The organism is Blautia schinkii, from assembly GCF_013304825.1.
In the GTDB taxonomy this organism is placed as follows: Bacteria; Bacillota; Clostridia; order Lachnospirales; family Lachnospiraceae; genus Blautia_A; species Blautia_A schinkii_B.
In genome coordinates this window covers 85,027-97,364 of the sequence record NZ_JAAWUO010000008.1, presented here as the reverse complement: position 1 = coordinate 97,364, position 12,338 = coordinate 85,027, and the positions used below count along the sequence as shown (strand labels likewise).

Sequence of the window (12,338 nt, the reverse complement as noted above, 5' to 3'; positions counted from 1 at the left end):
TATCATTTGTGAGTGGATGCATCGGCATCCGTTTACGAACTAACTGCCGTTTCCGGCTACAATAGCTCCCGGCAGGGCGAAATATCCTGAGTACAAATCTTTGATTTGTGCGATGGGTGTATTTCGCTCTCAAACGCCGAGGGCTTTGTGAGATGCTTCTTACATCTACCACAACTTGGCTTTTTCCTTTCATTTTGGGCGTATCCGCCCTCTTTTTTCTGCCCGTATCCGGGCTTATTTTTTATCACTAACAACCAAGCGGCTATTTCTCTTTCTGTCTGCTTTATTCCTGTATCCTTGCCCGTACATACTCCAGATCTCCACAATATGGTGTTCCAACCAAATACCATTCTCTCGCCAGATTCATTTCCATTCGTGTCTTTACCCACTGATTATCAACTAGAACTTCCAGACATTCTCCGCAGTGAAATCCTGGATCAATCCATAAGTCTGAGGACAATAATCCATATCTTTTGTTATAACTGTTGTAACCTAATCTTCCTTCTCTCATGGTGTCATTCTCCCTTCATTTATCATTTCCGCAGGGACGCCCTGAATCAGGGCCTCCTTTTGAAAAGTTTTTTCTTCGCCAATCAACTACCGGCTACACCTTACAAACCTTCTCTTTGTCTGCTATTTACAGGTGCGTGGCACGCTCCTGTCATAAGGTCATCAAGCAGAATCTTTACCAACGAAAGTTCTCATGCATTCCACACTTATCCAAATACTCTTGTCTTGCCTTTTCCCGTTCTTCCTCGGTTGGTGCTGTTTTGAATGCTGTATATAACTGACGTCTTACCATACTGTCTAATTTTTCCATCAATGCTTTTTCTATCTCCGGTTGATATTCCTCATTCCCGGCAAGATGATACTGGAACAATGCCAGTAATAAATCTTTTGGTATCTGCACCTGTAATTTTCTTTCCATGTTTCTCCTTTCCGTGACGGTCGTGACGATAGTGACGATATTTTCACTACTGACACGCTATATAAAATACCGTCACAACCGTCACATATCGTCACACTTGTTTTCCAACAAAGGCTAATCTGATCTTTCTTCCATCATGTCCTCGTTCCGCTTTATACTGGATTCCATATTCCAGAATCAATCGTTCAAGGCTGACATTTAATTTTCGTGATAATGCGTTCGGCTGCATTTCCACCTGCAATACTTCCACAAGCTCTGTTGCTGTTCCTGCCCACTCTGGCGTAGTTTCTGTTACAAACTCTTTGATTTTTTCCAACACTGGATCTTCTGGTTCTTTCCAAAGTTCTGTCTCTGTCTTGGTAAGTTCCCAGACACATCTCTCCCGGTTAAAGTTCAACCATAGTTTCTGATCCTGCTGGTCACGTCCTGCCACTTCCAGAACTGCCTTATTATCTGTCCGTTTTTCTTTCTGCATGACGAACGCTCCATCCGCAGCTCCAAGCAATCCATTTGTGCCAGAAATCATATCAAAACTATCTGAAGATTCCATTTTCCTTGTATGATGCACAACCAGAAAACAGATACCATATTTATCACTGAATGCTTTCAGCTTCGTTACAATCTCGTAATCGCTGGCATAACTGAATTTATCTCCACCGACCTCTCGAACCTTCTGAAGAGTATCAATGATAATCAATCTTGCGTCTTTATGCTCTGTTACAAACGTTACAAGCTGTTTTTCCAGTCCGTCATTGAGCGATTTTGATTTTGTAGCGAAATAAAAATTCTCACTGCCTTCCATTCCAAACATCTGTGATAACCGCTTTTGCAACCTTGCATAATCATCTTCCAATGCCAGATACAGAACCGTTCCCTGTCTGACTGAAAAGCCCCACAATGGAAGTCCTTTACTGATGTGATACCCGATCTGTGCCATAAAGAATGATTTTCCAATTTTCGGCGAACCAACAAACAGATAAGTTCCGTTATACAGAAGTCCATCTACAATCGGCAATTTTGGTGGATATGCAGTATCGTATAATTCCATCATAGAAACTGTTTCCAGATCATCTAGATTCTTTTTATTTGCTGATTTTGCTGTATTTTCCGCATTATTTGTGGCTTGCAGATTGCCCTTACCGGGCAAATCTGCTATACTTTGGTTGGTTAATTTATTACTTGATGACTGTTCCACATCTGCGCCAACAGATGCAATCGGAGCAGTCATTTTTTCTTTTGCTGTCATTCATTTTCCCCTTTCAATCCATACAATGTCTCTGCGACCAATCTCAGGGTACTCAGCAACTCTTCGCTTTCCTCACTGCATTTTTCCAGATGTTTCAATTCTTCATAAATCTCTGCCATCTGATTTCGCAATGCTTTATACACTCTTGGATTTCCCTGTACCACAATTTCCCGATCAGTTAATCGTTTTGTGATATAGTCCTGCTTGCTAAGTCCTGACAATCGGACACATGCATCAATCTGCTCTGCTTCTTCCGGTGATACCCGGAATGCTACGATTTTGTTTCTCCATCTTCCTTTACTGTCCAGATTTTTCTCCATTTAATTTTTCCATCCTTTCAATATCCAACTGTTCTGCCATCTGTGTCTGCTCACTTGGAAACAGATGCGCATATCGGTAAGTGATATCAATGCTCTCATGTCCCATTCGGTCTGCGATTGCCAATACCGTAAATCCCATATTGATCAATAACGATACATGGGAATGTCTCAAATCATGCACACGGATTCGCTTCACCCCAGACACTTTTGATCCTCTGTTCATTTCATGATGCAGATAAGATTTGGAAATTGTGAAAATTCTTTCATCTTCCTTCAGACCGTAAAGCATTTCCATATAATCCTGCATCTCATCACATATAAATTGTGGCATCTTGATAAATCTGTTACTTTTAAATGTCTTTGGTGGGGTAATCACATCTTCCCGGTTTAATCTTTGATATGATTTGTTAATTCGCAGTGTATGCGTTGTAAAGTCAAAATCCGCTGGTGTCAGGGCAAGCAACTCTCCTTCACGGATACCACACCAGTAAAGCATTTCAAAAGCGTAGTAAGAAACTGGTTTATCCATCATCACATCTGCAAATTTCAAATACTCTTCTTTCGTCCAGAACAACATTTCCTTATATTCCTCTATTGCTATATTTCCAGCTTTCTGTGCCGGATTAGAAGGCAAATGATAAAAATCAACTGCATGATTGAAAATGGCACTTAACTGGCTGTGGATTTTCCGCAGATATGAAGCAGAATACCCTTTTCCATTCGCTCTCTTAAATGCAAGCAAATGATTCTGCCATGCAATCACATCTTTTGGTTCAATTTCTGCAATCTTTCTCTCCCCAAAGTATGGAAGAATTTTTGTTCTGGCAATATTATTCTTAGTTCCCCATGTGTTATCCCGGATTCGTTCCTTTTTATCTTCTACATAGATTTCATAAAAACTTGCGAAAGTCATATCCAGTTTTGCATCATGCTTTAACATTTGTTCGTGTTCCCACATCTGCGCTTCTCGCTTCGTAGGAAATCCTCGTTTTGAAGTCTGTTTCGTTTTCCCTGTCCAGTCGGTATACCGATAAACCACTCGCCACTTCCCAGTGACATTATCTTTGTAAATACTCATACAAATTCTCCTCTCTCTTACACTTCGCTGTAACATACTTTTTTGCGGAAATAATTGGTGTTTACTCTGCCAGCTACCGTAAGATAACCCAGCTTCTGTAATTCATCATTTAATTGTTTGACAATCTTATAAGCATAAGACTTGGAAACTCCCAGTTCCGCTGCTACTTCTTCTACTGTCATAAAAGTTCTGTTCGTCACATCGCATCTCCTCTCTCTATCTTAACGTAATTTGTTTAAGTTGTTACATTTGCATGATACTAAACATTTTAATTTAAGTCAAGCAGTTTTATAAGAATATTAAATTTTTTTGTTTAAGTTCTTCTTGCTATCTAAAATTGCTCATGCTATACTGAATCTAAACAGAATTGTTTTATTTTCTTCACAATTAATTATGGCAACACGAATGACCACTATAAGGAGGCAAACAAAAATGGCAATCGGACAACGTATCAAATTTTTTCGCAACCGCAAAGGCATGACACAAAAGCAACTCGGAGAGCAACTGGGATTCAAAGGAAAAACCTCAGATGTCCGCATGGCTCAGTATGAATCTGAAGCCAGAGTTCCTAAAATCGATCTTGTAAAACAAATGTCTCAGATCTTCGATGTCAATACTCATGCTTTAACAGTTCCAGATATTGATACTCACATAGGTCTGATGCATACACTATTTGCACTGGAAGATATGTATGGTCTGAAAGTAAGAAATGTAGATGGGCAGCCTCATATCTGCCTTGACTCTTCCATATCTGCTCCCGGCTCCTCTGTCGATGAAATGCTTCGTGCATGGATGGAACAAGCTGACAAACTGGAAAACGGTGAAATCAGCAAGGAAGAATATGATGAATGGAGATATAAGTACCCGGAACTGGATACTTACCAGAAATGTGCCAAGGTACCATCTCAGGAACTGAGTGATTACATCGTAAAAGAATTGACTAAAAAAGAAAAATAAGAGAAAAGAAAAAACCTTACCGATATTCAGTTTTTTACTTCTGAAAATCAGTAAGGTTTCTTTATATACGTTATGAAATAAAATTTTTATCTTTTGAATAATCGCAAAATGTTGCCATTTCGTTGCCAATCACTAAGCAAATTTGTTTGCAACCCGCATAAATACTGGCTTTGTCAAATTGTGTGGATTATTCAAATTCTACAAAGACTAACGCTTTTTGTTTAGGAATTATTCTCTGTAATGTTTCTCGTTCTTTTGATTATTTGATATATCCATATTATCCTGCCTATACGAGCTAATGTTATCATTTTGTTATCGGCATTGATAACACCTACTCGATAACTGTGGATAATAACTATATGTAGCATGTCAAATTATAAGCTATTTTGCTTAGAGATTCAACACAAAACTGAAATTTTACTTTTCCTTATATTCATCTGGTATTGCTATTTGAAATGTTTCACACAACAGCATCACATCATGCACATCATTTTTATCGTGTTCATATCCCAAATGAAGCATTACCTGACTCAATGGTTCAATACAAGAAACAGTTATATCTCCAACTTTTCCAATACCGGAAAAAGTTTTTGATGGAAATATATCTCCCTCATAAACAATTCCGTCATCTGTAAATTCAAAACAATGTAAATCAATGATTCTTTGTTTATCATCTTTCCAGACAGTATGACCATCCGTTGTATAATCAGTATTTACTTCCTCAAATCCATGCTGCTTAATCACATAAATATAATCATGATAATGTTTCAGTTCAACAAACAAATCAATATCATTGTGTATTCTTGATTCTCTTTTAAGAAGTGCATCAACACCCCATCCGCCATCTAAATATACTTTAATTTCGTTTTGCAAAGCATATTTTATAATTTCACATGCATCTTCTGTACGTACCATAATCTATCCTCCAAATTCAAATCTTTGTATGCTTTCCAACTCACTAAAAGCCTGAAATTTGTCAGTCTTTCATCCTTTTTGTTATCAATCACCAATTAGCTGTAATCCATTAGGATTTAGCTGATATATTTTATCGCACACCTCTTCAATATACTTTCTATCGTGAGAAATGCTAATGACAGCCCCCGGAAATTCTCGGAGCATTTTTCTTATTACCGGACCGGACAATGGTGAAAAATTTCTTGTCGGTTCATCCAGAATAAGAACATTTGCACCACTTAAGCTCATCCTCAAGAGAAGCACTTTCGCCTTTTGTCCGCCTGATAACTCCCGAATCGGATGCTCCATTTCATCTGGTGTGTATTTAAGTGAACCAAGGTATGTTCTAATTCTTGTACGCTCTTCTTTATCTCCTGTTTTATCAAGGTAATCAACCGGTGTAACATCCAAATCCAGCAGGTCTTCATAAGTTTGAGGCATATATTCTGCTTTAATGTCATTCCGATTTAGGAGTTCTTCCGCTATCTTTTTTAGAAGAGTCGTTTTTCCTGCCCCGTTGGCTCCTATCATACAGATTTTTTCTGAACCTTTTATTTTTAAATGAATTCCTTCTGCTAAAATTCTTTTGCCATCCGGAGTCACAAGCTTTGAAAGTTCATATTCTATGACCGTTTTTCCTGCGGGAATGTGTGAGTTTTCATCCCCTAATTTGACAAAGATTGCTTCTTCCTGTTCCGGCATCTGAGTCATATTTTCATCTTCTTTTTCAAATCTTCGTTCCATTGCCTTAACCGTATGCATTTTGTCCTTTAAGTTTTTGGCAACAGACGGTGCTTGTCTGGTACAACTTCTTAATGCACCTTGTACACTCTGCATAACTCTTTGATATTTTTCATCGCGAATCTTTTTCTCCCTACGGTCACTCAGTGCCCGCTGTTTTTGGATTTCAAATTTATGAAGCCGTTCTTCCACATAGCGTCTATAGGGAAGCTTTGCCACGGTATATCTCGCCTTTGTTTTTCGTATAATCTGCTCGATATGTATCACCATGTTGGCAGTACGCTCTATCAGCGTTTCATCGTGTGAAATAAAAAGCACAATGTGCTTCCAGTCATTTATGATTTTTTCCAGTAATGTAAGCGTCGCAATGTCGATGTCATTGGAAGGTTCGTCCAACAACAGCACAGAAACATCGCGAATGAAAAGCCTCATAAGTTGTGTCTTGACTTTTTCGCCTCCTGAAAGACTACCCATTGTCTGGTTACTGTAGAAAAAATCATTTTTCATTCCAAATTTTCCCGCAATAACAGACAATTCTTTAGGCGTTTTCTCCCAGAATATTTCCTCTTCAGAAAAATATTCGTATATTGTTTTTTCCTTATCTTCATCGAGCATCTCCTGCGGAAGATAACCAAGACGTTCGTGTCCCATTATCCTTTCCCCATCTGCTTCTATATAGTTTTCTACAAGCGACGGATTGTATATCCACTTCATTAATGTCGATTTCCCATTTCCCTCTTCTCCAATAATAACTGCCTTATCTCCATCATTTAGCACAAGGTTGAAATCATTAAGAATTATTCTCAGGTCTTTTTTATGTGTTAAATTTAATTTTTTTATCTGCAACATTAAAGTTTCTCCTTTTCGAAGTCTGAGCCAATTATTATTTTGAACACACAAAAACGAGTCTTTTTTGCATACGCAAAAATAGACTCGCTAAATAGCCCCTTATTTCTTTTCCAAAAGGAAAACAAAGGAAATGCCTCTTGCGATAATCCAACTTAAGCGTACACAAAACAAACCTATTCTCTACAGGCTCAATAACTATATGTGTCTTACTTAAATCAAATTATCTATTAATCATTTCCTCACCTTACACAAAATGTGCCTTTCTTTCTTCTAATGGCAATACTATCATACTGTATTTTTTGTGTCAATACATTTCACCTTATGGAAGTGCAAATTAAAATTTTCACTTCCTAATTATACATCCAACCATTACGAAATTCAATCTTTCACAACCTCTTTACAACCACAACCACAGCACTCCAGCAAACGCAGGAGCACCATACCGTAAAACGCTTATGTGTAAATCAACTCCGTTCCTACAACTTCCCTCACACAAGCCTGAATATTATTCATTCTTCCAATCCATTCGTAGGGATTATCTTTCTTTAATTGTTCCGTCACATCTTGTCTGTCGGCATATTCCTTTACCAGTCGAAGAAACATATCCTCTGCTTGCTTATCGACTTCTGCAAGATAACTATGCAGCTTTCCGCTTGTCAGCAGGTTCATATATAACACTTTATAGTGTTCCTTTAAATGCCTTGCATGTCGTTTCCCCCATAAACCAATCGGCTCTATTTCTTCTTCGGCTGGTACTGTGATGTTCGGCAATAAATAATCACCCACCTGTCTATAAGTTCCGCCCATTTCTTCAAAAATTGTCTTTGTCATTTTCCTTTTCCTCCTGTGATTTTTGTCTATCGTGATCGTGTATTATCACGCTTGCGACCTTTAACTGTTCTTGCCTGCTCCAACAAATCATCTATCTGTTTGCGACCAAAAACCTTACGGAGCAGGCTGTAATCTTTATTTTCTGCTTTTAGGATTTTGTTTTCTTCGGTCAATCTTTCATTGACTTTCTCCAAACGCTGATTGGTGCGGTATAACTGTGCATTCGCTGTATTCAGCCTATGATAGTTGTCCCACCCCTCAAAGCAGCGGGCAAGCACCGTTTTGACAAGTTGCTTCAATTTCCTTACAACCGGCTCTGCCATTTTGGTTTTATATGCCTTTGCAGTCATAAATTTCTCTGGTTCTGGCAACTGATATTTCGGTGCAGTATCAAGCTCTATTTCAAGATTTGACAGCTCGTCTTTTGCCTTATCATAGTTCAATACTCGTTCCGACAACACATCAAATTCAATCTGTTTCTGCTCGATTTTCGCACCTAATGCCGCCACTTCTTTTTCTCTTTCCTGCTTTTTATAATCCAAAACAGAAAGATGTTTTTCGTGTGTGCCTAAATGTTCCCACTCAATCCCATAACGTTCCATCACCGCCGCAAGCTGTTCTTTTTCGGACTGTATCCATTGCGACCACTCCGTATCGCCACGACTGCCGCCCTTAAAACCTTGCGTTGCAAGAGCCTGCTTTAGTGACACTCTTGTATCAAGTCCACGCTTGCTGCCTGTGGTAAAAGGTACAAAATCTATGTGCAGATGTGGTGTAGCTTCATCCATATGCAGATGAGCCGAGAACACCCGAAGCTGTGGATTTCGCTCCTGAAAACCCTGATAGTATTCATCTAAAATCTGCTTTGCCAGTTCTCCGTTTTCCGTATCGGCGTTCATATTTCCCTTACCGCCCACCTGTAAAATGATTTCGTGGAACGGTTTTTCCTGCTTGGAACTTCGGATTTTTTCATAATAATCTTTTATCTTTCGGTCTGACCTTATCTGCTTGGCATTGTATCTTTCCAATGCTTCATCAAACAATTCGTGATAAACTGTCTTTATATTTTCATTGCAGTAGTCGATATTGAGATGAGTACGAGTTCCGTCTACATTTTCTGCTCGGAACTTTCGGCTATTGTGATTGACCGAGCCTTTACCGACCATTGCACTTATCGTTCTCTGCATTTTTTCATCTCCCATCTGTAAATTTCAACATTCTCAGGTTTTGTTACTTTTGTCAAAAGTAACGCAAAAGCACTTTTGACGGGTACACCCATCAAAAATGCGACCTGTAAACAGGTTTTGCGTTCTCCGAAGGCTCTCCGAGGGGTGAGCGTGTGCCGGTGGCACACACGCCTGCGAACCGACCGAGCCAGCAGGCGAGACCAAAGAGCCGCCTTTGAAAAGGCACTCTCTGCACACTCCCCTAAACTTTATCCGGTGTCAAAGTGTGACGATGGTGACAATGTTTTTCACAGCGTGCTGCTCTCAAAAACATTGACACCTTTGACACCGTTTGTCACGCCGTCTGCTCGGTTTCTTTCCAAAGTGAAACCTTTCTTCCGTCGTGTGTGCGGCTGTTCTGATAACGGATACCGTAATCACGAAACAGCCTGCTTGCGTTGATACTGAGCCTTAAAGAAAGTACATTCGGCTTTATATCCACCGCAAGCCTTTCGCAAAGTTCCGAAGCAGTTCCTTCCCATCTGTCACTTTCCGAAAAGAGCGTATCCGCTATCTTCTCAAGCAGAGGTTCGGGCGGTTCTTTCCACATCTCCGTTTCCGATTTTGCAAAGTTCCACACCAATCGCTCGCTGTCCCTTACAAGATGGATTTTCATATCCTGCTGGTCTCTGCCAGCAACATCAAGTGTGGCATTGTTGGAAGTACGCTTGTCCTTACTGAGAACAAATGCACCGTCTGCCGCACCCATCAGACCATTCGTGCCTGAAATCATATCGAATATATCTTCCGATTTTTGTTTGCGTGTATGATGAACAATAAGCATTGAAACCTTGTAACTGTCTGCCAACGCTTTCAGCCTTGCCACAACATCATAATCACTTGCGTAGCTGTAATCTGCTCCGCCTGCTTCACGCACACGCTTTAAGGTGTCTATGATAATCAAGCCTGTGTCTGGGTGTTCCCTCATAAACCCTCTTATCTGTTCTTCCAGTCCGCCATTGACCGTTTTACATTCCGTTGCGAAATACAGATTGCCTGTCTCCTTTGCACCGAACATCTGAAACAATCGCTTCTGCAAACGTGGGTAATCATCTTCAAGGGCAAAATAAAGCACCGTTGCCTTACGCACCTTATACTCCCAAAGCGGTGTGCCTGTGCTGATATGATAGGCAAGCTGTGCCATCATAAAGCTCTTTCCCACTTTCGGGGAACCTACGAAAAGGTAAGTTCCCCTTTGGAGCAGACCGTCGATAAGTGGTGTCTGAACCTCAAACACCGTATCATACAGCGTTGTCATTGATACTGTTTTCAGATAGGAAGGGTCTAACTGTCTGAGTATTTCCCTTTGCATTTCTTCAAAAGATTGCTCGTACCCCTTGAAATCCGTATCCTGATTGACTATACTATTGTCAGTACATTTGGAAAGTGACTGTTCCGCATCTGTTGCCGCAGATACATTTGGAATAGTCATTTCTTTTTTATTCTCCATTCGCATCCTCTCCTTTCAAACCGCCGAGAATAATGGAAATCAGTTCTATTACACTCAGCAGTTCATCATCCACACCTTTTCCTGCTTCAATCCTTTTCAGTTCCGCAAGGACTGTGGCAAATTCCGTTTTCAACGCCTTATACACTCTCGGATTGCCCTGTACCACCACATCCTGATTTAAGCAACGGCGGTAACAATACTCCTGTTTTGGCAATCCTGATAGAGCTACAGCTCTGTTAATGAGTTCGTTTTCTTCGGGCGATACTCGAAACCCTACTGTGATATTCCTCCAACGATTTTTGTTATCTCTGTTCTTAGCTGACATTTTCAAAATCTCCTTTCCCTAAATCATCTAATTTTTCTGCCATCTCAATCTGCTTTGACGGAAAGAGGTGTGCGTACTGATAAGTAATATCAATACTTTCGTGACCAACTCGGTCAGCAATCGCCACCGCAGAAAAGCCCATATCAATCAAGAGTGAAATGTGGCTGTGACGGAGATCGTGAATGCGGATACGCTTCACGCCTGCCGCCTTTGCCCCTCTGTCCATCTCGTGATGAAGATAGCTTTTCGTCACCGTAAAGATACGGTCTTTCTTCTTCAATCCGTAAAGCATACCGAGATATTCTTTCATTTCCTCACACAGAAACTTCGGCATTTTAATCGTGCGGTTGCTCTTTTTCGTTTTCGGAGAAGTAATCACATCCTGCCCTTTCAAACGCTGATAGGATTTATTGATTGTGACTGTTTCCTTATCAAAGTTGAAATCTGCCGGAGTCAAAGCTAACAGCTCGCCCTCTCGGATACCGCACCAGTAAAGCATTTCAAACGCATAAAAGGAAACAGGCTTGTCCATCATCTCAAAAGAGAATTTCTTGTATTCTTCCTTTGTCCAGAACAGCATTTCCTTGTGTTCCTCACGTCCCATATTTCCCACCTTTGCCGCAGGATTGGAACGCAGTTCATAGTAGCGGACAGCGTGATTGAAAATGGCGGACAACTGATTGTGCAGCGTTTTCAGATACGTCTGTGAATAAGGCTTTTTCTTCTCATCACGATAGGCAAGCATTTCATTCTGCCAAGTAATAATCTCCTTTGTGGAAATCTCGCTGATTTTCAGTTTCCCGAAATACGGAAGTATCTTTGTGCGTATGATATGCTCTTTGGTAAGCCACGTGTTTTCCTTCAAACGGTTCTTCACATCATTGATATAAAGCTCCGTAAAGGCTTCAAAACTCATATCAAGGTCTGAAGAAGTCTGCAATTTGAACATTCTTTCCCATTCCTGTGCTTCTCGTTTGGTAGCAAAGCCACGCTTGCATTTCTGCTTGCGTTCCCCTTTCCAGTTCACATACCTTGCCATCACATACCAAGTACCGTTATCTTCATTCTTAAATACCGGCATTTACATTTCCCCCTTTCCTGCTCCGTAGAGCCTTTCGTAAAAATACTGGCGATTTACACGCCCTGCAATCGTAATAAAGCCCTTTGCTTTCAATTCCTCATTTAATTGTCTGATGAGTTTATATGCATAAGGTTTTGATACGTTTAGTTCCTGAGCCACATCTTCGGCTCGGATAAATCTGTTTTCCATATCCTTTTTCTTCCTTTCTTAAAATAATTTTTTGCTTGCCGCTTTCTCCGTGTTAAAGTTCCAACAGGCACTCCTGCTTGTCGGCAGGCGCTGTGCTGTCCCAATGCACCGCAGTACATCAGGCGCTCGCTCGTATAGGGGTTCCCGAAAAGTCGGAGACTTT

The 12,338-nt window shown here is 40.4% G+C and carries 15 protein-coding genes; 1 reads left to right on the top strand and 14 read right to left on the bottom strand.

Annotated features, from left to right (window positions below):
* Positions 1 to 283: 283 nt before the first annotated feature.
* From HFM85_RS07815 to HFM85_RS07790, 6 genes are all read right to left on the bottom strand, one after another.
* Positions 284 to 511, bottom strand: coding sequence for a DUF5348 domain-containing protein (locus HFM85_RS07815; protein WP_129900153.1), 228 nt, complete (start codon positions 509 to 511; stop codon positions 284 to 286).
* A gap of 174 nt (positions 512 to 685) precedes the next feature.
* Positions 686 to 928 carry a complexin-2 gene (locus HFM85_RS07810; protein WP_173737705.1) on the bottom strand — a complete coding sequence of 81 codons (243 nt, stop codon included), beginning with the start codon at positions 926 to 928 and terminating at the stop codon, positions 686 to 688.
* Positions 929 to 1,019: 91 nt separating this feature from the next.
* Positions 1,020 to 2,174, bottom strand: a complete 1,155-nt coding sequence (locus tag HFM85_RS07805; RefSeq protein ID WP_173737704.1) for an AAA family ATPase — start codon at positions 2,172 to 2,174, stop codon at positions 1,020 to 1,022.
* Positions 2,171 to 2,494 carry a plasmid mobilization protein gene (locus tag HFM85_RS07800; RefSeq protein ID WP_173737703.1) on the bottom strand — a complete coding sequence of 108 codons (324 nt, stop codon included), beginning with the start codon at positions 2,492 to 2,494 and terminating at the stop codon, positions 2,171 to 2,173. Before HFM85_RS07800 ends, HFM85_RS07805 begins: the two co-directional genes overlap by 4 nt.
* Complete coding sequence (locus HFM85_RS07795) at positions 2,472 to 3,572, bottom strand: site-specific integrase (RefSeq protein WP_156723366.1); 1,101 nt, start codon at positions 3,570 to 3,572, stop codon at positions 2,472 to 2,474. Before HFM85_RS07795 ends, HFM85_RS07800 begins: the two co-directional genes overlap by 23 nt.
* Positions 3,573 to 3,589: 17 nt before the next feature.
* Entirely contained in the window at positions 3,590 to 3,772 is a 183-nt protein-coding gene (locus HFM85_RS07790) for a helix-turn-helix domain-containing protein (protein ID WP_026650251.1), read from the bottom strand.
* Between the two features lie 232 nt (positions 3,773 to 4,004).
* Between HFM85_RS07790 and HFM85_RS07785 the strand changes: the two genes are divergently transcribed.
* A complete protein-coding gene (locus HFM85_RS07785; protein WP_173737702.1) occupies positions 4,005 to 4,529 on the top strand; it encodes a helix-turn-helix domain-containing protein in 525 nt (174 codons plus the stop codon).
* 417 nt (positions 4,530 to 4,946) lie between these two features.
* Here the strand turns inward: HFM85_RS07785 and HFM85_RS07780 are convergent, their stop codons facing one another.
* The 8 genes from HFM85_RS07780 to HFM85_RS07745 all read right to left on the bottom strand — a co-directional run bounded on the left by HFM85_RS07780 (position 4,947) and on the right by HFM85_RS07745 (position 12,175).
* Complete coding sequence (locus HFM85_RS07780; protein WP_009247521.1) at positions 4,947 to 5,444, bottom strand: nucleotidyltransferase domain-containing protein; 498 nt, start codon at positions 5,442 to 5,444, stop codon at positions 4,947 to 4,949.
* A gap of 84 nt (positions 5,445 to 5,528) precedes the next feature.
* Positions 5,529 to 7,073 carry an ATP-binding cassette domain-containing protein gene (locus HFM85_RS07775; RefSeq protein ID WP_009247522.1) on the bottom strand — a complete coding sequence of 515 codons (1,545 nt, stop codon included), beginning with the start codon at positions 7,071 to 7,073 and terminating at the stop codon, positions 5,529 to 5,531.
* 453 nt (positions 7,074 to 7,526) lie between these two features.
* A complete protein-coding gene (locus tag HFM85_RS07770; RefSeq protein ID WP_009247523.1) occupies positions 7,527 to 7,904 on the bottom strand; it encodes a TnpV protein in 378 nt (125 codons plus the stop codon).
* A 26-nt stretch (positions 7,905 to 7,930) separates the two neighbouring features.
* Positions 7,931 to 9,070: a plasmid recombination protein gene (locus tag HFM85_RS07765; RefSeq protein ID WP_019190307.1), complete on the bottom strand. Its 1,140-nt coding sequence runs from the start codon at positions 9,068 to 9,070 to the stop codon at positions 7,931 to 7,933.
* Positions 9,071 to 9,425: 355 nt separating this feature from the next.
* Positions 9,426 to 10,580: an AAA family ATPase gene (locus HFM85_RS07760; RefSeq protein ID WP_009247525.1), complete on the bottom strand. Its 1,155-nt coding sequence runs from the start codon at positions 10,578 to 10,580 to the stop codon at positions 9,426 to 9,428.
* Positions 10,570 to 10,905 carry a plasmid mobilization protein gene (locus HFM85_RS07755; RefSeq protein WP_009247526.1) on the bottom strand — a complete coding sequence of 112 codons (336 nt, stop codon included), beginning with the start codon at positions 10,903 to 10,905 and terminating at the stop codon, positions 10,570 to 10,572. The genes HFM85_RS07760 and HFM85_RS07755 overlap by 11 nt, the downstream gene beginning before the upstream one ends.
* Positions 10,895 to 11,986 (bottom strand): site-specific integrase, encoded by a 1,092-nt coding sequence (locus HFM85_RS07750; protein WP_009247527.1) that lies wholly within the window; start codon positions 11,984 to 11,986, stop codon positions 10,895 to 10,897. The genes HFM85_RS07755 and HFM85_RS07750 overlap by 11 nt, the downstream gene beginning before the upstream one ends.
* The gene (locus tag HFM85_RS07745; protein ID WP_009247528.1) at positions 11,987 to 12,175 is read right to left on the bottom strand and encodes a helix-turn-helix domain-containing protein; all 189 of its coding nucleotides are present in this window, start codon (positions 12,173 to 12,175) and stop codon (positions 11,987 to 11,989) included. It abuts the gene before it with no gap.
* Positions 12,176 to 12,338 lie beyond the last annotated feature (163 nt).